The following is a 19641-nucleotide window of genomic DNA, read 5'->3' as shown; positions in this document are numbered from 1 at the left end:
TGCTCATCTGTCCAAGCGGTTGCCCTGATTTCAAAGGGATTAAGACGAACTTGCACTGCTTCTCGCCGGGGCGCAGGGTCCAAGCGGTTGCCCTGATTTCAAAGGGATTAAGACGTGGCCATCCCCATGGCCGACGTACTCACGGTGGGTCCAAGCGGTTGCCCTGATTTCAAAGGGATTAAGACGGGGTGCTTGGCAATGCCGAGTTCCCGAAGCGTCCAAGCAGTTGCCCTGATTTCAAAGGGATTAAGACATAAGCACTCCGGCCATGCTGGCCTCCTTCTAAGTCCAAGCAGTTGCCCTGATTTCAAAGGGATTAAGACCGCAAGTCCGCGGCGGTCTCGTCAACTCGGACGCAAGGCTCCGCAAAGGGAGCTGTCATCGACCAGAAGGGAGAAAAAATGAAGAAAACGCTTATTGGGCTAGCTTTTTCTGTTGCACTTGGTGGTTGTGCATCGAGCCCGGACAAAATCCAAGCGTCCTACGTGTCGCCAATGCAGTACAAAGATTATGACTGCAACCAAATTGCGAGCGAACTGGAAAGGGTCTCACGTCGCGCCAATGAACTTCATGGAAGTTTGAAAAAAACCGCGGACGCCGATAGCGCCCAGATGGCGGTTGGAATGGTTCTCTTCTGGCCTGCGCTGTTTTTCCTCGAGGGAGGAGACGGACCGGAGGCGGCCGAGTATAGTCGGCTGAAAGGAGAACGCGACGCCTTGGAAAAAGCAGCGATTCAGAAAAAATGCGACGCATCGATTATTCCCCAACCTGCTTCACCCGGCATTGAAGCAGGCGGCAAAGCGGCACAGCAAACTTCGAGCGTCAGCGCAGCGGCTGATAAGAATTGACCGAAGAATGGGGCTCTGTGCCGTATCCAGGGGAAATTGACTTCTCAGCGGTAGCGGCCGAGCCCACGGGAATGGCTGGGGCGAAGGGGTTGGCAGGCATGTGCTTGAGTTTGGACGGGCGCAGGTAGGCCACAACAATGAGGTTGCCGACATCGCCGAATCCACCGGCGGCCGTCTTGGTCTGCGGGGACATGCCGCGCCCCACCCCACCCAGATGAGTCTAGATGGTCCGGGCCCGGCGCTCGAACGGTACGAGGCGATAGCGCCGCGCCCAACTCATCCACCGGAAGCGCGGGTAGCGAATCGGAACTCCCGCCGGTTCGGTCAAACTTTTCCTCGAAGGCTTTGCCGGGTTGCGATGCAAGCTCCACGCACAGCAGAGCGCCCGGGATACTTGGTTTGTGGGCAGATTCAGGCAGAGGTGCGCACCACCGAGGGCCGGGGTTGGGAGTCGGGACGGCCTGCGTTTTCAAGGTAAAGCTGGGCCGCGGGGTTGGCAGTTGCGCTGGGGGCATCCGGCGAACCGGCAGGTGCGCTGGCCGGGCGCTCGACCGGAGCGCCGAGCGCGCGCGCGGCGTTGACCGATTCGGCCACCGCCGCAGGTCGGGCAGTGGCCAATGGGCTTGCATCGGCACGCTGCGCGGCCGGGGAAGCCTGCACCGGGTCGGCGCTGGCCGCCTGCGTCAACGGCGCCGCTGCGGGCGGTACACCGGCACTGCGGGCAGCCTGTTCGGCAGCACGGGCTTGGGCACTGAGCGTGACCTGGGTGCTCTCGGGCACGGGGGCCGGCGTTGCCGCCGCGGTGGCTGGCTGGCTCTCTGGGCCGCGCAAGGGCTGCGACCGTGCGGCCTGCAGCGATGCAGGATTGGTGTTGGCGAGCGAAAAGGTGGTGTCCATTATCCCCTCCTGATTGCCACACGGTGCGGCGATTGGGCCGCGTCCGCCGCGCCTTGGCGGTCCAACGGCGCTGCCAGCCGATTACGCCTGCGGCGTGCGAGCACAGTATAGACCGTTGGCACCACGAACAGGGTGAAAACGGTGCCAAGTAGCAGACCGCCGACGATGACCCAGCCGATCTGCTGACGGCTCTCCGCCCCCGCACCCGTGGCCAGCGCCAGCGGCACCGCGCCCAGCACCATGGCCCCAGTAGTCATCAAAATGGGGCGCAGGCGCAATACGGAAGCTTGGATGACCGCATCGAACAGTTGTTCCCCGGCATCGCGCAATTGGTTGGCAAATTCCACGATCAGGATGCCGTGTTTGGTGATCAGCCCGACCAGGGTAATCAGCCCGATCTGGCTATATACATTGAGTGTGCCGCCGAAAAGATACAGCGCGCCGAGCGCACCGGCCATCGACAGCGGCACGGTGAGCATGATGATCAGCGGGTCGCGGAAGCTTTCGAACTGCGCCGCCAGCACCAGGTAGATGAACGCCAGCGCGAGCAAAAAGGTGATGGCAAGGCTGGCCGAGCTGGTACGGAATTCGCGCGACTGGCCATCGTAATCGACGGTATAACCGGCCGGCAGGATTCGGGCCGCCACCTGTTCGAGGTGCGCCAGGGCTTCGCCCAGCGCGTAGTCCGGGGCCAGGTTGGCGCTGATTTTCACCGCGCGGCGCTGGGCAAAGTGGTTGAGTTCGCGCGGACTCACCGTCTCGCGCACCTTGACCACACTGGCCAGCGGCACCATCTGGCCGCCGCGCGCACGCACGTAGAGGTCGCCGATATCGGCGGGGTTAGCCCGCCCGGTGGGCGTCAATTGCACCAGCACATCGTACTGTTCGGCTTCGCGGCTGTAGCGGGTGACCTGACGGCCGCCGAGCAGGGTTTCCAGGGTGCGGCCGATGACTTCCACCGGCACCCCGAGGTCGGCCGCACGGTCGCGGTCGACCTCCACCACCAGCTCCGGCTGAGTGAGCTTGAGGTCGCTTTCCGGGGCGATGAAACCGGGGTGAGCGGAAATTTCGTCGATGATCAGGTCGGTGTAGTGCGCCATCTCCTCGTAGGAGGCCGAGGCCATCACCACGAAGGTTACCGGACGCGAGCGCGCGCCTTGCCCAAAGGCCGCCGGCAGGCTGGGGAAAGCGCGCACGCCGGGGATGTCGTTCATCTGCGCTCGCAATTCGGCAGCAATCTCGGTGGCACTGCGGCGGCGCTCAGTCCAGTCGGTGAATCCGACGAAGGAAATGCCCTGCGACACCGTGGGGCTGCCGCTGATCACCATGTAACGGTCCACATCGGCGGTTTTGGCGTAGATGTGTTCGAGTTGCGCAGCGTAGCGCGCCATGTAGTCGACGGTTGCCCCTTCCGGGCCGGAGAACAGGCCGATGACCCGGCCGCGATCTTCGATTGGGGCCAGTTCCTGCTTGAGTTGGCCAAACAGCAACACCGTACTGCCGGCCACCAACGCAAAAACCAGCATCACCCACCCGCGCATCTGCAGGGCGCGCACCAAGGCCGTGCGGTAGCGGGCGGTGAGACCTTCAAGGAAGCGCTCGATGGCGTTGTAAAGCCGCCCGTGCGCCGGCTGGTGACGGAGCATCTTGGCGCACATCATCGGCGACAAGGTCAGCGCAACAAAGCCCGACACCAACACCGCACCGGCCAGGGTGAGCGCAAATTCGGTAAACAGCTTGCCGGTACGCCCGCTCATGAAGGCCACCGGGGCATAGACCGCGGCCAGGGTGAGCGTCATGGCGATCACCGCAAAGGCAATTTCGCGCGAACCTTGGAACGCAGCCTGCAGTGGCGGCATGCCTTCCTCGATGTGGCGGTAGATGTTCTCCAGCATCACGATGGCGTCATCGACCACCAGGCCGACGGCCAACACCAGGGCGAGCAGGGTGAGCGTGTTGATCGAAAAGCCAAACAGCAGCATCAGCGCACAGGCGCCGATCAGCGACACCGGAATAGTCACCAACGGCACCAGCATGGCGCGCCCGTTGCGCAGGAAGAACAGGCAGATCAGCGCCACCAGCACGATGGCTTCGAAAATGGTGGCAAACACCGCAGAGATCGAGCGTTCGATGAACACCGTGGTGTCGTTGGCGATGGTCATCGTCATGCCTTCGGGCAGCTCCGCCTGCAGCGCCGGCAGCATCTGGACCAGGCCGCGTTTCAGATCCAGCGGGTTGGCGGTGGCTTGCTTGATCAGTCCCACCGAGGCGGCCGGTTTGCCCATGAAGCGCACCAGCGTGCGCTCGCTGGAGGCGGCTTCTTCCACCCGGCCCAGGTCGCGCAGGCGCACCGGGTAGTCGTCGGCGCTGACCGGCGCACGCACCACGACCGCTTCGAATTCTTCCGGCCGGCTCAAGTCGGTGGCCGCCACCACGGCAAATTCGCGCTGCGCGCTTTCGATGCGCCCGGCGGGCACTTGCACGTTCTGCCGGCGCAGCGCATCTTCCACCTCCTGCACGGTCAGGCCGAAGGCCGCCAGACGGTCGCGGTCCAGCCAAATCCGCATGGCGTAGTCGCGCCCGCCATACACCCGCGCATCGGCGGCACCCGGCAAAGTCTGCAAACGCGGCTTGACGATGCGGGTGGCAAAATCGGTGACTTCCAGCGGGCTGTGACGGTCGGAGGAGAACGCCACCCAGATGATTGGGCTGGCATCGGCTTCGACCTTGGCGATCACCGGCTCATCCACGCCATCGGGCAGACGGCTGCGCACCCGGGAGACGCGGTCACGCACGTCGGCCGCGGCGCTGTCCGGGTCGCGCTCGATGCGAAAACGCACGGTGATCTGGCTGCGCTCTTGGCGGCTGATCGACTGGATGACATCCACCCCTTCGATGCCGGCCAGCGCGTCTTCCAAAGGCTTGCTGATCTGGGTTTCGATGACTTCCGCGCTGGCGCCGCGATAGGTGGTGTCTACCGTCACCACCGGCTCATCGATATTGGGGTACTCGCGCACCGTAAGCCTGGTCCACGACACCACACCGATCAGCACCACCAATAGCGACAGCACGGTGGCAAACACCGGGCGGCGGATACAGGTGTCGGCAATCAGCATGGCCGCAAGCTTTGCCTAGCCACCGGCCGCGGCGCCGAGCACGCGCACCGCAGCGCCGTCGCGCAGTTTCATTTGCCCGGCGGTCACCACCTGCTCACCCGGAGCAAGACCTTCCACCACTTCGACCAGCGCATCGCGCCGGGTGCCGATACGGATGGCCACACGCTCGGCACGCCCACCGACCACACGGAACACATATTGCGTGCCGCCCGAGGAGGGCAGCAGCGCCTCCTCCGGCACCACGGCCACCTCCGGACGTTCTTCCAGGATCAGCCGCACCCGGGCGAACATGCCTGGGCGTAAGCGGGCTTGCGGATTGTCCAGGCGGGCACGAATCGACACCGCGCGCGTTTGCGCATCGATGAGCGGATCGATCGCTTCGATCTGCGCCGCAAAACGCTCGCCGGGCAGCGCATCGCTGCCCACCTCCAGCACCTGGCCGGTGCGCAGGCGCGGCAGCAGCGCCTCGGGCAAACGAAAATCCAGCTTCAATACCGAAATGTCTTCCAGATTGACCAGCGCGTCGCCTTCTTTGACAAACGCTCCCACGCTGATCTGGCGAATGCCAACGATGCCGTCGAATGGCGCAGTCAGTGTCATGCGGCGCAGACGGGCATCGGCCAGCGCCACCGCGGCGCGCGCCGCTTGCAAACGGCTGGCGGCTTCGTCGCGCGCGCTCGAACTCACAAAGCGGCGGGCGAACAGTCCTTCGGTTCGTTGAAAATTGGCTTGCGCCAAGTCCAGACCGGCGCGCGCCTGCTGCAACTCGGCACGCTGCAGCGCATCGTCCAACTCCACCAGCACCGCGCCACGCTTGACCGGCGTGCCTTCGCGGAACAGGATGCTCTTGACGCGCCCGGCCACTTCCGGGCGCAGCACCACCGATTCATTGGCACGCAAGGTGCCCACCGCCACCGCCTCATCGGGCATGGCCACGCGACGAACTTCGGCGGTTTCGACCACGATGGCCGCATCGGCCGGCGGCGGCGTCGCGGCGCGCGTGCGCTGGCTATACCAAGCGGTGCCTGCCAGCGCCAAGATGCCCGCCAGAGCAGCCAGCATGATCGACTTGCGGTTCATTGGCACGCTTGCGCCGCCCCCTTTGACCTAACAGGCCGCCAGCTACGGCCTGGCCGGTTCGTTCGATGCAGTCCCCAATTTGCAGACCCGTGCAGCACACAGATGTTCCATGCTGCGCCGGCGCAGCCGCGGCTTAGCCGACGATGGTCGGCGGCTCGCCGTCGGCACGGGTGTCGATGCGGCCGATCCGAAACACGGTCTCGCCCGCCTCGGCAAGCTGGGTCTGAGCCGCCTCGGCGTCGGCCGCGGAGACGATCACCGCCATGCCGATGCCGCAATTGAACACCCGATACATCTCTTGCGTGGCCACGTTACCGGCTTCCTTCAACCACTTAAATAGCGGCGGCAACGTCCATGCCGCGGCATCGATGCGCGCAGTCAGCCCCGCAGGCAGCACCCGCGGCAGGTTTTCCGTGATACCGCCACCTGTGATGTGAGCCATGCCTTTGACCACGCCGGGCATTGCGCGCATCAGCGCCAACAGGGGCTTGACGTAAATGCGGGTGGGCTCAAGCACCACGTCACGGAAAGGGCGGCCGTGAAAATCGGCATCCAGGTCCGGTTGGGCCAGATCGATGATTTTGCGGATCAGCGAATAACCATTGGAATGCGCACCGCTGGAGGCCAAGCCCAGCACCACATCGCCGGGGACGATCTTGGAGCCGTCGATGATTTCGGACTTTTCCACCGCACCGACCGCAAAGCCGGCCAGATCGTATTCGCCGGCCGGATACATACCGGGCATCTCGGCCGTCTCGCCGCCGATCAGCGCACAGCCGGCCAGCTCGCAACCGCGGGCGATGCCTGCCACCACGTCGGCGGCGGTGTCTACGTCCAGCTTGCCGCAGGCAAAGTAGTCCAGAAAAAACAGCGGCTCAGCACCCTGCACCAGAATGTCATTGACGCTCATCGCCACCAGGTCCTGGCCTACGGTGTCATGCTTGTTCCACTGAAAAGCAAGCTTGAGCTTGGTGCCGACGCCGTCGGTGCCGGACACCAGCACCGGCTCGCGATACTTGCCAGCGAGCGCGAACAGCGCACCGAAGCCGCCGATGCCGCCCAGCACCTCAGGGCGCAGGGTGCGGCGGGCAAGCGGTTTGATGCGCTCGACCAGGGCATCGCCGGCATCGATGTCCACACCGGCATCACGATACGAAAGAGAAGGTTTGGAGGCGGTCAAGGTCGATCCTTTAGCGGGCAATGGACTCTGGCGTGCCACGGTGGCTCGGTGCGCCCCGCGCAAGCTTGAGAGCGTCACGCCAAATGGCTACAGTTACGGGTTCCGCGGGGCCGCAAGCCCCGCGCCAAGTCCGCGATTTTACTTGAAATGACCTCCTCCCGCGCATCCGATACCCGCCAGACCCTGGTCTGGATCGGGGTCGGCTTGGCCCTGCTGGCGCTGTTTTACGCTCTCTCGCCGATTCTGGCGCCGTTTGCCATTGCCGCGGTGCTGGCCTATATCTGCGACCCGGCGGTCAACGCCCTGGTGGCGCGCCGGCTGCCGCGCCCGGCTGCGGTACTGCTGGTGATCCTGGGCATCGGCCTGCTGCTCACCCTGCTGGTGGGCATCATGGCGCCGCTGGTGTATTCCGAAACCGCCGCCTTGTTGCGCCGCCTGCCCGACCTGCTGGAGCACTTCAACCAGCGTGTTGCGCCATGGCTAGCCGAACGCTTGAATGTAAACATCCAGCTCGACGCCGCCTTGGTGCGCGAACTGGTGCGCCAGCACAGCGACAATGCGCAGGACCTACTGCGCGTGCTGCTCAGCCATGCAACCAGTGGCGGCATGGCACTGATCGCGCTGGCCGCCAACCTTTTTCTGATTCCCATCGTGATGTTCTATCTGCTGCAGGAATGGCCGCGCCTGCTCGCCGGTTTGCGCGACATCGTGCCGCGCCCTTGGCTTGCGCGCAGTCTGCGCATCATCGGCGACATCGACTCGGTGCTGTCTGAATTCTTGCGCGGGCAGCTTTCGGTGATGCTGTTGCTTGCAGCCTATTACAGCCTCGGGTTGTGGCTGGCCGGACTGACCTTTGCGCTGCCTGTGGGGGTGATCACCGGCCTGCTGGTATTCATCCCCTATGTCGGATTTGGCGGCGGCCTGCTGCTGGCCATCCTGGCCGCGCTGCTGCAAGGCGGCGGCTGGGCGCCTTTGATTGGCGTGGCGGCGGTTTATGGCTTGGGACAGTTGCTGGAGAGCTTCGTACTCACCCCATACCTGGTCGGCGAACGGGTCGGCCTGCATCCGCTGGCGGTGATTTTTGCGCTGATGGCCTTTGGTCAGTTGTTCGGCTTCGTCGGCATGTTGGTCGCACTGCCGGTGAGCGCCGCACTGCTGGTTTTCTTGCGCGAACTCAAGCGCGCCTGGTTTGCCAGCCGTCTGTATCTTGGTGAAGCGGGCAATGAAGTGGCCGGTGAGGATCGGGCGTGAAGCAGCTTGTCCTGAACATTCGCCGCGATGCGCCGCCTTCTTTCGACAATTTCGTCGCCGGCGCCAATCAAGAATTGATTGCCGCGCTGCGTGCCAGCATTCTTGGCGAGTCCCATTTGTATTTGTGGGGTGCGCCCAGCAGCGGACGCAGCCATTTATTGCAGGCCAGCGTGGCCGAAGCACGCGCCGCGGGTCGCCCTGTGGTTTATCTGCCCGCCAACGCAGTCTGCGACAGCTTGCCGGACACCGCCGACGCCCTGCTCGCCTGCGATGACGTCGACCGCTTGGCCGAGGAGGCGCAAGTGGAGCTTTTCAATGCTTTCAACCGGGCCCGCACCCGCCGCCAAACCTTGCTACTGGCCGGCCCTTGCGCGCCACGTGCGCTCATTTTGCGTGAGGACCTGCGCACGCGCATCGGCCAGTGCTTGATCTACGAGGTGCAACCGCTGGACGACGCTTCGCGCGCGGCCATCCTTGCCGGTCAGGCGCAACGCCGTGGCCTGCGCATGAGCGAGGAAGTGCTCGACTACCTGCTGCGCCACGGCCGTCGCGACCTCCCCAGCCTGCTGGCCACGTTGGACGCGCTGGATCATGCTTCGCTGGAGCGCAAGCGCCCCGTCACGCTGCCGTTGCTGCGCGAACTGATGCAAGGCGGCCTCGATATCTGATGCTATCCGATGCCGCCCTCGACGCCCCGATTGACCTACCCCAACGGAAACATTCAAGTGGACCTGGTTCTTTTCGATCTCGATAACACCTTGCTCAATGGCGACTCGGATTTTGCCTGGGCGCAATTTTTAATCGGTAAAGGCGTGCTCGACCGCGAAGTGCAAGAGGCCAAGAACATCGCCTTTTATGAACAGTACAAAGCCGGCACGCTGGATATTTTCGAGTTTCTCGACTTTCAGCTCGCCCCGCTCGCCCGCCATCCACGCGCCCAATTGGACGCCTGGCATCGGGAATTCATGCAATCGACTATTGCGCCGATGATCGGCCAGCCCGCGCGCGATTTGGTGCGCCACCATCTGGATCGCGGAGCGTTGGTCGCCGTGGTCACCGCCACCAACGCCTTCGTGACCGGGCCGATTGCGCGTGCGTTCGGCATCGAACACTTGGTTGCAACCATTCCAGCCATGGAAAACGGCGCATTTACCGGCAAACCACGCGGCACCCCGGCATTTCAAGCCGGCAAGATCGAGCGCGTGGAAGCCTGGCTGGAATCACTGGGGCTTTATTTCGGCAGCTTTGAACAAAGCTGGTTTTACAGCGACTCGCACAACGATCTGCCACTGCTGAACCGAGTCAGCCATCCCGTTGCGGTCGACCCGGACCCCACCTTGCGTGCCCACGCAGCACGGCACGGCTGGCCAGTCATTTCGCTGCATGGCGGTTGAGTCTTTGGATCGATGAAAAGTCAAACGGGGGCTGCTGCCCCCGTCGGTCTTTGCCGCAAGTGCGCGGCCGTTTGCGCCGCTTTTAATTGCCGAAAGGCTGCGGGCGCGGCGTGCTGTCGGAAGACGGCGGCAGAATAGGCAGGGTGAAGCTGGGCTGATCCCCGGTGAGCGTCTTGAGGAAGGCCACGATCTGCGCGTTTTCTTCCTCGGTGAATTTCCTGCCCAACTGCAAACGGCCCATGATGTCCACCGCTTCGGTCAGGGTGTTGGCTGCGCCGTCATGGAAATACGGATAGGTCAATTCCACGTTGCGCAAGGTCGGCACCTTGAAATTGAAGCGGTCGGCATCTTTGCCGGTTACCGCAATGCGGCCTTCGGCCGGGCTGGAAGCTCTATAGGGTTCGACGATACCCATCTTCTGGAAGGAGTTGCCGCCCACGCCTTCACCGTTGTGGCAGGCCACACAACCGCTGTCTTTGAACAGTTGATAGCCGGCCAGCTCGGTGGCATTGAGCGCGTCTTTCTTGCCAAGCAACCACTGATCGAAGCGCGAGTTCGGCGTCACCAGGGTTTTTTCGAATTCCGCAATGGCAGCGGTCACCTGGTCGATATCGATTTTGTCGGTACCAAAAACTTGCTTGAATTCGCGCACATAACCCGGAATGGACTCGAGCACGCCAACGGCCAGGGTGTGACTGAAAGCCATCTCGCCCGGATTGGCAATCGGACCGCCGGCCTGCTCTTTCAGATCGGCCGCCCGACCGTCCCAGAACTGCGCCACGTTGAGGCTGGAGTTGAGCACGGTGGGGGCATTGATCGGCCCTTGCTGCCATTTATCGCCAATCGAGGTCGGCAGATTGTCGGAACCGCCCATCGACAGGTTGTGACAGGAATTACAGGAAATGAAACCGGACTTGGACAGACGCGGGTCGAAGTAGAGTTTCTTGCCCAGCTCGACCATGCCCAGGTTGATATTCTGCGGCGGACGGATCACCTGGATCGGCTCGTCCGTAGCGGCCTGAGCACTCTGGATGGCCAAGCCTGACAGCAGCGCAACGGCAACGGGAAAAATGGTGCGTTTCATCGTTGTTGCTCCCTTTCTTCGCGGTTAAAGACTTTGGACGAAGTCTAAACACCGGAAAAGCTCGCAACTTGATCCCGGTCAACAAATACGCCGATCGGATGATGACCGCGACCGCACCCCGCGGGCGGCCCGCTCAAGTACTGACGCGCTCGCCGCGCGCAATCTGCCGGGAAACAATGAACATCGGCAACAGGCCGACGGCGACGATGGTCAGCGCTGCGGTGGACGCTTCGCTCAACCGCTCATCCGCAGCCAGGGTGTGCGCCTGGGTGGCCAAGGTGTCGAAGTTGAAGGGACGCATCACCAGCGTGGCCGGCAGCTCCTTCATCACATCCACGAACACCAGTAAGCCGGCGGTAAGAAGGCTGCCGCGCAGAATGGGCACATGCACCCGGCCCAACGTCGCCCAGGTGCCATAACCCATGCTGCGCGCGGCATCGTCCATGCTGGGGGTGATTTTGCTCAGACTGGACTCCACCGAATGCAGCGCCACGGTCAGAAAGCGGCTCAAATAGGCGTACACCAGCGCAGCGATGCCGCCGGTCAGCAGCAGGCCGGGATGGACCCCAAAGACCGCCTCCCAGACTGCGGCGATCTGGTGGTCCAGCCGGGTCACCGGAATCAGCACGCCGACCGCGATCACCGAGCCCGGTACCGCATAGCCCAGGGCGACCACGCGGTTGAGCATCTCCGGCAGACGGCTGCGCGCCAGGCGGGCCGCGTAGGCCAGCAGCACCGCCAGCACCACGGCCAGCACGGCGGTCACCGCGGCAAGCACGAAGCTGTTGCGCGCCAGGTCGACAAAGCGCGCGCCGAACTGCGCATCGCCCTCGACTATGGCCATCTTGAGCAGCAGAAAGCCCGGCAGCAGAAAACCGAGAAACAGAGGCATGAAGCAGGCCAAGGCGGCCAGCGCACCGGCGGCTGGCGACAGCCGCTTGCGCACCGGCCGTGCGGCGCTGCGCGAGGTGTTGTTGAAGCGCGCCCGCCCGCGGCTGGCGCGTTCGAGCAGCAGCACCAGAATGACGAAGGCCAGCAGCGCGGCCGATAACTGCGCCGCAGCAATGCGGTCGCCCAGCGAAAACCACGCCCGGTAGATGCCGGTGGTAAAAGTCTGCACCCCGAAATAGGCCACGGTGCCAAAGTCGGCCAAAGTTTCCATCAGCGCCAGCGCGGTGCCGGCAACCACCGCGGGGCGGGCCAGCGGCAAGGACACGCGGAAGAAACTGCTCCACGGCCCCAGCCCCAGCGAGCGTCCGGCCTCCAGCATGCCGGCGGCGCGCTCGAGGAAGGCGGTGCGCACCAGCATATAGACATAGGGGTAGAGCACGAACATGAACATCGCCACCGCGCCGCCCACCGAGCGCACGTCGGGAAACCAGTAATCCCCGGCACGCCAGCCGAACAGCTCGCGCAGCCAGGTCTGCACCGGGCCGACGAACTGCAGCGTGTCGGTATAAACATAAGCCATCACATAGGCCGGCACTGCCAGCGGCAGCACCAGCGCCCACTCGAAAAAACGTCGGCCGGGAAAATCATGCATGACTGTTAACCAAGCCGTGGTCACCCCGATGCTGGCCACGCCCAGACCGGTACCGATGCACAGGATCACGGTATTGCGCACGAACTCACCCAGCACGGTGTCGGCCAGGTGCGCCCAGGTGGCCGAGGTGCCGCCCACCAGCACGTTGGAGAACACCGACAGCACCGGCATGGCAATCAGCACGGCGATCAGCACCGCCACCGCGGTGAGCACGGAGCCGTCGCCGCGCAGGCGCTGGGCGAGTCCAGATCGGCCTGCCTTCACTGTCTGTGCAATGTCCATTACGCTTTCGTCCCTGCCCACGGTCATTCGTTTGTGGCGAAAATTATAATTGATCGCATTTCACCGACCGCAGTGCAATAATCCCCGGCATGTTGCCCCGTCGCCTGGATCACGGCATGCCTCACCTCGAACTGATCGACATTGAACTTGCCTTTGGCCGCCACCACGTGGTGCGCAAGCTCAGCCTGCGCCTGGGAAAAGGGCGTATCGGCTGCCTGCTGGGGCCATCGGGCTGTGGCAAAACCACCGTTCTGCGCTGCATCGCCGGGTTCGAACGGGTGACCGCCGGCGAGATCCGGCTCGACGGCCAGGTGGTTAGCAGCCGCAACCGGCATGTGCCGCCCGAACATCGGCGTATTGGCATGGTCTTTCAAGACTACGCGCTGTTTCCCCACCTGAGCGTGGCTGCGAACGTGGGTTTCGGTCTGCGCGGCGCCAACCCCGAAACACGCCGCGCGCGGGTCGCGGAGCTGCTCGACATCGTCGGCTTGGCTGACCAGGGCAGCAAGTATCCACATGAACTCTCCGGCGGTCAGCAGCAGCGCGTCGCGCTGGCGCGCGCGCTGGCCCCCCGCCCTGCCCTGCTGCTGCTCGACGAACCGTTCTCCAATCTGGATGTGGACCTGCGCGAGCGGCTCTCTTTTGAGGTGCGCGACATCATCCAGGCCACCGGCACCACCGCCATCCTGGTCACCCATGACCAGCACGAAGCGTTTGCGGTCGCCGACGAAATCGGCATCATGCACGAGGGGCGCATTCAGCAGTGGGACACCCCCTACAACCTTTATCACCGTCCGGCCAACCGCTTCGTGGCCGATTTCATCGGCCAGGGCGTGCTGGTGCAAGGCATCGTGCTCAACGAGCGCCAGGTGGAGGTCGAGCTGGGCACACTCAACAGCGCAGTGCCGGTGCAATGCTCGAGCGGCTGCGGACGTTGCAACCGCCAGTGCCGGGTGGAAGTTCTGCTGCGCCCGGACGACATCGTGCATGACGACGCCAGCCCGCTGAAGGCGCGGGTGGTGAAAAAAGCTTTTCGCGGCGCGGACATCCTCTACACCTTGGCGCTGCCCAGCGGCACCCAGGTGCTGTCGCTGGTACCCAGCCACCACAATCACGCCATCGGCGAAGCCATCGGCATCCGCCTGGCGGTCGATCATGTGGTGACCTTCCATGATGACACCGCCGAACCGGCCAGCGCGCTAGACCAAGGTCTGACCGAGATCACGGCATGATTGCTTGGCTGGTCGATCGACCCGATTTCCCGCCGGTCGAACATGCGCTGCGAACGCCCCAAGGTCTGCTTGCCGCCGGCGGCAAGCTCTCGCCCGACTGGCTGCTGGCCGCCTACCGTCGCGGCATCTTTCCGTGGTACAGCCCGGGCGAACCCATTTTGTGGTGGAGCCCGGACCCGCGCCTGGTACTGTATCCGTCCGAAATCCGCATCGCCCGCTCGCTGAGAAAAACCCTACGTCACGCGCGCTTTGAAATCCGCTTGGACACCGCCTTCGAACAGGTCATCGCCGCCTGCGCCGCACCGCGCAAACCGGGCGGCGGCACCTGGATTACCGCAGACATGCAGGCCGCCTACCTGCGCATGCATGAACTGGGCTACGCCCACAGTGTCGAAGCGTGGGCCGACGGTAAGCTGGTCGGCGGACTGTATGGCATCGCGCTGGGACGGGTTTTTTTTGGCGAATCCATGTTTTCCCGGGTGTCGGATGCCTCCAAGGCAGCGTTGGCGCACCTAGCGCGTTTTCTTGAGACACGCGATTTCGCCGTGATAGATTGCCAGATGACCACGCAGCATCTGCTCTCCATGGGCGCACGGGAGATCCCGCGCCGGGATTTCTGCCGCGGTCTGGATACCTGGACAGTAGCAGGCCCGCCACCTGGCCGATGGCCGGCAGACGCCGCGCAAGGGTTTGACTGGCGCTGAGAGCGCCGGCCATCCCAAAACAAACCGGGTGCCGGAGCGCCCGCCAACGCGGGGAGACCGACATGCAAAAAGATTACCCGTATGCGCTCATCCAGTTCTACGCCACGGCACCTTATGCGTGCTCCTATCTGCCCGATCGTCTGGCCCGATCACAGGTGGCCACCCCGGGCCATCTGATCGATCCGCACATCTATAGCGAGCTGGTGCGTAACGGCTTTCGTCGCAGCGGCACGTTCACCTACCGCCCGTACTGCGATAACTGCCGCGCCTGCGTACCGGTACGGGTCGCTGTCGACCGCTTTCGGCCAGATCGAAGTCAACGCCGCGCGGCGCGCCGACATGCAACACTGGAGGCCGCCGAATGCCCGCTTGTGTTTCAAGAAGAACACTACGCCCTCTACCAGCGTTACCAGCACGCGCGCCACGCCGGTGGCGGCATGGACCAGGACAATCGGGAGCAATACGCCCACTTTCTGCTGCAAAGCCATGTCGACACCCGCCTGGTGGAGTTTCGCGAGCACGGCGTGTTGCGCATGGTCAGCGTGATCGACCGCCTCACCGACGGGCTGTCCAGCGTCTACACCTTTTTCGATCCGCAGGTGGCGCAGGCTAGCTACGGCACCTATGGCATTCTGTGGCAAATCGAAACCTGCCGCCGTCTGTACCTGCCCTATGTGTATCTTGGCTACTGGATCGCGGAAAGCCCCAAGATGGCCTACAAATCGCGCTTTAGCGCACTGGAAGGGCGGGTACGCGGCCAATGGCGGCCTCTGGCGGAATTTGCCCACGAGTTTCCCGGCCTGCAGGCAGGCTGAGGAGCCCTTGCCGCAACACTGAGCCCTATACCCGGCAGGCTGCCGACGACATGCCCCGCATGGCGCGCTGGCGCACTCAGAACCCACCCGCACCGCCACCCGGCGTTTTGGGTAGAATCGGACTATGCTCTACGACATCGCCCGCCCTTTGCTGTTTTCGCTGGACGCGGAAACCGCGCATGAAGTCACCCTTGCCGCCCTGAATCTTGCCGGTCGCGCACTGCCGGCCGGCCGCCCGGCACCGGCTGCGCCAGTTACCGCGATGGGCCTGACTTTTCCGAATCCCATCGGTCTGGCGGCCGGTCTGGACAAAAACGGCGAAGCCATCGACGGCTTGGCGCGTATGGGGTTCGGCTTCATCGAAATCGGCACCGTCACCCCGCGCCCGCAACCCGGCAATCCGCGTCCGCGCCTGTTTCGCCTGCCGCAAGTACAGGGCATCATCAACCGCATGGGCTTCAACAACCACGGCGTGGACGCACTGGTGGCCAACGTCAAGCTGGCAAAATTCAGTGGCATCCTCGGCATTAACATCGGCAAGAACTTCGACACGCCGCTCGAAAACGCCGCCGATGACTACTTGGCCTGCCTGGAAAAGGTCTATCCCTTGGCCAGCTATGTCACGGTCAATATCTCTTCGCCCAACACCGAAAACCTGCGCAAGCTGCAGGACCAGTCGGAACTGGACGATCTATTGAAAAAACTCAAGGCCGCCCAGGCGCGGCTGGCAGACCGGCACGGGCGCTATGTACCGCTGACCCTCAAGATCGCCCCGGATCTGGACGAAGAACAAATCATCCATATCGCCGATGCGCTGCGCCGCCATCGCATCGATGGCGTGATCGCCACCAATACCACGACCGCGCGCGACAAAGTGCAAGGAGTGCGTTTTGCGGAGCAGCAAGGCGGGCTGTCCGGTGCGCCCCTGTTCGAGGCTTCTACCGCCGTGGTGGTCAAACTGGCGGCAGCGTTGGCCGGCGAGCTGCCGATCATTGCCGCCGGTGGTGTGACCAACGGACGCACCGCACGTGCCAAGCTGGAAGCCGGCGCCAGCCTGGTGCAGCTCTATAGCGGGCTGATTTACCGCGGCCCAGCGCTGGTGCGTGAATGCGTGCGCGCCACCGACGGCCTGCGCCCGCCCGCACCGCCGGTTGCTGCATAGCACCAGCGTTCATAAACCTATTCCGCCAGCGGGGTTGAGCGCCGCAGTGCGGCAGGGGATAATCCTGCGGTTACGTGCGGCTAGCCAGTCATGAGCAGCTATCTTTTCGTCGTCCTCGGCGCGGTCCTGGTCAACAACGTGGTGTTTACCCGCATTTTGGGACTATGCCCGTTCATGGGGGTGTCCAAAAAGCTGGAAACCGCGGTCGGCATGGGCGCTGCGACCACCTTCGTGCTGACTTTGGGCTCGGGCACCAGCTACCTGATCGACCACTATCTGCTGCAGCCCTATGATCTCGCCTACCTGCGCACCCTGTCGTTCATCGTAGTCATTGCCGCGATCGTGCAGTTCACCGAACTGGTCATCCAAAAGACCAGCCCCTTGCTGCACCAGGTTTTGGGCATCTATCTGCCACTGATCACCACCAACTGCGCGGTGCTTGGCGTGCCCTTGCTCAACGTCGGCCTCAACCACAATCTGCTCGAATCCTTGCTGTTCGGCTTCGGTTCCTCGCTGGGGTTCACCTTGGCGCTGGTGCTGTTCGCTGGCATCCGCGAACGCCTGGACGGCGCCGATGTGCCACAGCCATTCAAGGGTACGGCAATCGCCATGATCACCGCCGGTTTCATGAGCTTGGCTTTCATGGGTTTTACCGGCCTGGATCGCTTCCAGTGATGGCGCAGTGCGCGTGACTTCTGATCTTGAGCAAAAAAACAATATTCGCGCTCTCTTATTCTCCACCCTTTTGCGCCCAAACCCGCCCGCGTTGACCCTATGCTGACCGCACTGCTGATCATGGCCGGAATCGCCGTCGTGCTGGGCGCAGCACTCGGCTTTGCATCGATCCGCTTCAAGGTGGAAGGCGATCCGCTGGTCGACAAAATCGACGCCATTTTGCCGCAGACCCAATGCGGACAGTGCGGCTACCCCGGCTGCAAACCCTACGCCCAGGCCATCGCCAACGGCGAAGCCGACATCAACCAGTGCCCGCCAGGCGGCGAGGAAGGCATCCGTAAGCTTGCGGATCTACTCGGGCGCGAGTTCAAACCATTGTCGGAAGAGCACGGGGTGGAAAAACCCAAGGCGGTGGCCTTCATCGACGAACAAACCTGCATCGGCTGCACGCTGTGCATCCAGGCCTGCCCGGTGGATGCCATCATTGGTGCCGCCAAGCAAATGCATACCGTGGTGGAACAACTGTGCACCGGCTGTGAGTTGTGTGTTGCGCCGTGCCCGGTCGATTGCATCACCATGAAGCCGTTACCGGAGACCGTGGAAAACTGGAAATGGAAATACCCGGTGGTGGAACTTAGGAAGTTTGCATGATCGCGCGTCTGTTCGGTTTCCACGGCGGCATCAAGCCTGAGTCTCACAAAAGCGAATCGGCCGGCAGCCCAATCCGGCCAGCGCCCATTCCGTCCCGGCTGGTGGTGCCATTACGCCAAAGCGCGCGCGCCGCTTCGGAATGCCTGGTCGCGGCCGGTCAGAAGGTGCTCAAGGGCGAGCGCATCGGCGCGCCTGAAGGTGTGCTGGGTACCGCGGTGCACGCGCCCACCTCGGGCACGGTAATCGAAGTTGCCAATCACCCGATGCCTCACCCTTCGGGCTTGGACACGCTGTCGGTAGTCATCGAGCCGGACGGCGAGGACCGCTGGATCGAGCATGCGCCCTTCGACTGGCGCGCGCACTCGCGCGACCAGGCGCTGGCCCATTTGCGCGACTGCGGCATCGTCGGCCTGGGTGGGGCTGCATTTCCGAGTCATATCAAGCTTGGCACCGGTCGCGGCATCGACGTGCTGATTCTCAACGGCGCCGAATGCGAGCCCTGGATTACTTGCGACGACCGCCTGATGCGCGAGCGCGCCGCGGACATTCTGGCTGGCGCGCAAATTCTGCGCGAACTCATCGGCGCGCCGCGCCTGATCGTCGGCATCGAGGACAACAAGCCCGAGGCCATTGCCGCGATGCGCGAGGCAGCCAAAACGATGGATGGCAACGTCGAAGTGGTGGCCGTCCCCACGCTCTACCCGGCAGGCGGCGAGAAACAACTGATCCGGGTGTTGACCGGTATTGAGGTGCCTTATGGACGGCTGGGCGGCGAATTTGGCGTGCAGTGCTTCAACGTCGGCACGGCCTACGCGGTCTATCGCGCCATGCATTTTGGTGAGCCGCTGGTGAGCCGGGTGCTGACCCTGACCGGCAACGTGGACCAACCCGGTAATTTTGAAGTGCTGATTGGCACACCCGTGGAAGAACTACTGCCGCTGGCCGGCCCGCGGCGCGCGGATACCGACCGCATCATCATGGGCGGCCCGATGATGGGTTTTGCCCTGCCGGCCTTGACCGTGCCGGTGGTCAAAGCCACCAACTGCCTGATTTCCGCTTCGCAAAAACTCTTCCCCGATCCGCCGCCGGAACAAGCCTGCATCCGCTGCGGCGCCTGCGCGCGCGCCTGTCCGGCCGAATTGCAACCTTTCGAGCTGTATTGGCATGCACGCGCCAAAAATTTCGGCAAAGCGCAGGAATACCACCTGTTCGACTGCATCGAGTGCGGCTGCTGCGCCTATGTGTGTCCATCGCACATTCCACTGGTCGACTATTTCCGCTTTGCCAAAAGCGAAATTTGGGCGCGCGAAAAAGACAAAAAGGCCGCTGACCAGGCCCGCGAACGATTCGAGTTCCGGAACTGGCGTCAAGAGCGCGAAAAGGAAGAAAAAGCGGCCAAGCTTGCCGCCAAGGCAGCCGAAACGCGCGCCAAGCTGGCCGAGCAGCCGGCCGCTGGCGATGGGGCTTTAGCCGCTGCAGAAGACCCCAAAAAAGCTCTGATTGCTGCGGCGCTGGCGCGCGCCAAAGCGCAAAAAGCCGCCAGCGCGCCGAAGAACACAGACGATCTGAGCCCTGAGACCTTGGCGGAGATCGCCGCAATCGACCGTCGCCGTCAAACGCTCGGGCTCACCGAGGCGACCGACCCGGCGCCCGAGTCGGCCTCAGCGCCCATCGCCGATGAAAAAAACTCCGCCTCTGCGCGCGACGCATGACCGTCTGCCGACGCC

At 63.5% G+C, this 19641-nt stretch carries 17 protein-coding genes, 1 pseudogene and 1 CRISPR repeat array (1 of these 19 running past the window's edge); of the genes and pseudogenes, 11 read left to right on the top strand and 7 right to left on the bottom strand.

Annotated elements, in window-relative coordinates; translation table 11 throughout:
• A CRISPR array of direct repeats spans nucleotides 1-323; the repeat unit is 37 nt; unit sequence GTCCAAGCGGTTGCCCTGATTTCAAAGGGATTAAGAC; it reaches 626 nt to the left of the window's first position.
• 78 nt (nucleotides 324-401) lie between these two features.
• Entirely contained in the window at nucleotides 402-848 is a 447-nt protein-coding gene (locus DIE29_RS05990; protein WP_205409789.1) for a hypothetical protein, read from the top strand.
• Nucleotides 849-892: 44 nt separating this feature from the next.
• Here DIE29_RS05990 and DIE29_RS14795 read toward each other — a convergent pair.
• The 5 genes and pseudogenes from DIE29_RS14795 to purM all read right to left on the bottom strand — a co-directional run.
• A pseudogene (locus DIE29_RS14795) lies at nucleotides 893-1134 on the bottom strand (ISL3 family transposase); the annotation flags it as partial.
• Between the two features lie 125 nt (nucleotides 1135-1259).
• Nucleotides 1260-1745: a hypothetical protein gene (locus tag DIE29_RS05985; RefSeq protein ID WP_102041958.1), complete on the bottom strand. Its 486-nt coding sequence runs from the start codon at nucleotides 1743-1745 to the stop codon at nucleotides 1260-1262.
• On the bottom strand, nucleotides 1745-4861 hold the full coding sequence (locus DIE29_RS05980; protein ID WP_102041959.1) for an efflux RND transporter permease subunit: 3117 nt from the start codon (nucleotides 4859-4861) through the stop codon (nucleotides 1745-1747). Before DIE29_RS05980 ends, DIE29_RS05985 begins: the two co-directional genes overlap by 1 nt.
• Nucleotides 4862-4876: 15 nt before the next feature.
• A complete protein-coding gene (locus tag DIE29_RS05975) occupies nucleotides 4877-5941 on the bottom strand; it encodes an efflux RND transporter periplasmic adaptor subunit (RefSeq protein ID WP_102041960.1) in 1065 nt (354 codons plus the stop codon).
• A gap of 133 nt (nucleotides 5942-6074) precedes the next feature.
• The gene (purM, locus tag DIE29_RS05970; RefSeq protein ID WP_114649455.1) at nucleotides 6075-7121 is read right to left on the bottom strand and encodes a phosphoribosylformylglycinamidine cyclo-ligase; all 1047 of its coding nucleotides are present in this window, start codon (nucleotides 7119-7121) and stop codon (nucleotides 6075-6077) included.
• 147 nt (nucleotides 7122-7268) lie between these two features.
• Here purM and DIE29_RS05965 point away from each other — a divergent pair, with 147 nt between their 5' ends.
• From DIE29_RS05965 to DIE29_RS05955, 3 genes are read left to right on the top strand one after another with little or no spacing between them, the layout of a single operon-like run.
• The gene (locus DIE29_RS05965; RefSeq protein ID WP_108080244.1) at nucleotides 7269-8372 is read left to right on the top strand and encodes an AI-2E family transporter; all 1104 of its coding nucleotides are present in this window, start codon (nucleotides 7269-7271) and stop codon (nucleotides 8370-8372) included.
• Complete coding sequence (hda, locus tag DIE29_RS05960) at nucleotides 8369-9040, top strand: DnaA regulatory inactivator Hda (protein WP_102041963.1); 672 nt, start codon at nucleotides 8369-8371, stop codon at nucleotides 9038-9040. Before DIE29_RS05965 ends, hda begins: the two co-directional genes overlap by 4 nt.
• Nucleotides 9041-9097: 57 nt before the next feature.
• A complete protein-coding gene (locus DIE29_RS05955; RefSeq protein ID WP_108080245.1) occupies nucleotides 9098-9766 on the top strand; it encodes a histidinol-phosphatase in 669 nt (222 codons plus the stop codon).
• Between the two features lie 82 nt (nucleotides 9767-9848).
• Here DIE29_RS05955 and DIE29_RS05950 read toward each other — a convergent pair whose 3' ends face one another.
• Together DIE29_RS05950 and DIE29_RS05945 are read right to left on the bottom strand one after the other, a co-directional pair.
• Nucleotides 9849-10850: a cytochrome-c peroxidase gene (locus tag DIE29_RS05950; protein WP_102041965.1), complete on the bottom strand. Its 1002-nt coding sequence runs from the start codon at nucleotides 10848-10850 to the stop codon at nucleotides 9849-9851.
• Nucleotides 10851-10983: 133 nt separating this feature from the next.
• Nucleotides 10984-12564 (bottom strand): ABC transporter permease, encoded by a 1581-nt coding sequence (locus tag DIE29_RS05945; RefSeq protein ID WP_237269545.1) that lies wholly within the window; start codon nucleotides 12562-12564, stop codon nucleotides 10984-10986.
• A gap of 227 nt (nucleotides 12565-12791) precedes the next feature.
• On the opposite strand from DIE29_RS05945, the gene DIE29_RS05940 reads away from it, so the two are divergent.
• The 7 genes from DIE29_RS05940 (at nucleotide 12792) to rsxC (ending at nucleotide 19626) form a co-directional block, all read left to right on the top strand.
• Nucleotides 12792-13907 (top strand): ABC transporter ATP-binding protein, encoded by a 1116-nt coding sequence (locus DIE29_RS05940; RefSeq protein ID WP_102043213.1) that lies wholly within the window; start codon nucleotides 12792-12794, stop codon nucleotides 13905-13907.
• Complete coding sequence (gene aat / locus DIE29_RS05935) at nucleotides 13904-14611, top strand: leucyl/phenylalanyl-tRNA--protein transferase (protein WP_102041966.1); 708 nt, start codon at nucleotides 13904-13906, stop codon at nucleotides 14609-14611. The genes DIE29_RS05940 and aat overlap by 4 nt, the downstream gene beginning before the upstream one ends.
• Before the next feature lie 62 nt (nucleotides 14612-14673).
• Nucleotides 14674-15426, top strand: coding sequence for an arginyltransferase (locus tag DIE29_RS05930; RefSeq protein ID WP_102041967.1), 753 nt, complete (start codon nucleotides 14674-14676; stop codon nucleotides 15424-15426).
• Between the two features lie 124 nt (nucleotides 15427-15550).
• Entirely contained in the window at nucleotides 15551-16588 is a 1038-nt protein-coding gene (locus DIE29_RS05925; protein WP_114649454.1) for a quinone-dependent dihydroorotate dehydrogenase, read from the top strand.
• Nucleotides 16589-16678: 90 nt separating this feature from the next.
• Nucleotides 16679-17263 carry an electron transport complex subunit RsxA gene (rsxA, locus tag DIE29_RS05920; protein WP_102041969.1) on the top strand — a complete coding sequence of 195 codons (585 nt, stop codon included), beginning with the start codon at nucleotides 16679-16681 and terminating at the stop codon, nucleotides 17261-17263.
• Between the two features lie 99 nt (nucleotides 17264-17362).
• Nucleotides 17363-17914, top strand: a complete 552-nt coding sequence (gene rsxB, locus DIE29_RS05915; RefSeq protein ID WP_102041970.1) for an electron transport complex subunit RsxB — start codon at nucleotides 17363-17365, stop codon at nucleotides 17912-17914.
• Nucleotides 17911-19626 (top strand): electron transport complex subunit RsxC, encoded by a 1716-nt coding sequence (rsxC, locus tag DIE29_RS05910; protein WP_102041971.1) that lies wholly within the window; start codon nucleotides 17911-17913, stop codon nucleotides 19624-19626. Before rsxB ends, rsxC begins: the two co-directional genes overlap by 4 nt.
• Nucleotides 19627-19641: the final 15 nt, after the last annotated feature.

This window comes from Pseudothauera hydrothermalis (assembly GCF_003345255.1).
In the GTDB taxonomy this organism is placed as follows: domain Bacteria; phylum Pseudomonadota; class Gammaproteobacteria; order Burkholderiales; family Rhodocyclaceae; genus Pseudothauera; species Pseudothauera hydrothermalis.
This window is presented reverse-complemented; position numbering and strand designations above follow the sequence as displayed.

What these genes read in the sequence shown, in the direction of transcription:
- DIE29_RS05990 (WP_205409789.1), top strand. Translation starts at nt 402, where the DNA reads ATGAAGAAAACGCTTATTGGGCTAGCTTTTTCTGTTGCACTTGGTGGT.
- DIE29_RS05985 (WP_102041958.1), bottom strand. Translation starts at nt 1,745, where the DNA reads ATGGACACCACCTTTTCGCTCGCCAACACCAATCCTGCATCGCTGCAG.
- DIE29_RS05980 (WP_102041959.1), bottom strand. Translation starts at nt 4,861, where the DNA reads ATGCTGATTGCCGACACCTGTATCCGCCGCCCGGTGTTTGCCACCGTG.
- DIE29_RS05975 (WP_102041960.1), bottom strand. Translation starts at nt 5,941, where the DNA reads ATGAACCGCAAGTCGATCATGCTGGCTGCTCTGGCGGGCATCTTGGCG.
- DIE29_RS05965 (WP_108080244.1), top strand. Translation starts at nt 7,269, where the DNA reads ATGACCTCCTCCCGCGCATCCGATACCCGCCAGACCCTGGTCTGGATC.
- DIE29_RS05950 (WP_102041965.1), bottom strand. Translation starts at nt 10,850, where the DNA reads ATGAAACGCACCATTTTTCCCGTTGCCGTTGCGCTGCTGTCAGGCTTG.
- DIE29_RS05945 (WP_237269545.1), bottom strand. Translation starts at nt 12,564, where the DNA reads ATGCCGGTGCTGTCGGTGTTCTCCAACGTGCTGGTGGGCGGCACCTCG.
- DIE29_RS05940 (WP_102043213.1), top strand. Translation starts at nt 12,792, where the DNA reads ATGCCTCACCTCGAACTGATCGACATTGAACTTGCCTTTGGCCGCCAC.
- aat (WP_102041966.1), top strand. Translation starts at nt 13,904, where the DNA reads ATGATTGCTTGGCTGGTCGATCGACCCGATTTCCCGCCGGTCGAACAT.
- DIE29_RS05930 (WP_102041967.1), top strand. Translation starts at nt 14,674, where the DNA reads ATGCAAAAAGATTACCCGTATGCGCTCATCCAGTTCTACGCCACGGCA.
- DIE29_RS05925 (WP_114649454.1), top strand. Translation starts at nt 15,551, where the DNA reads ATGCTCTACGACATCGCCCGCCCTTTGCTGTTTTCGCTGGACGCGGAA.
- rsxA (WP_102041969.1), top strand. Translation starts at nt 16,679, where the DNA reads ATGAGCAGCTATCTTTTCGTCGTCCTCGGCGCGGTCCTGGTCAACAAC.
- rsxB (WP_102041970.1), top strand. Translation starts at nt 17,363, where the DNA reads ATGCTGACCGCACTGCTGATCATGGCCGGAATCGCCGTCGTGCTGGGC.
- rsxC (WP_102041971.1), top strand. Translation starts at nt 17,911, where the DNA reads ATGATCGCGCGTCTGTTCGGTTTCCACGGCGGCATCAAGCCTGAGTCT.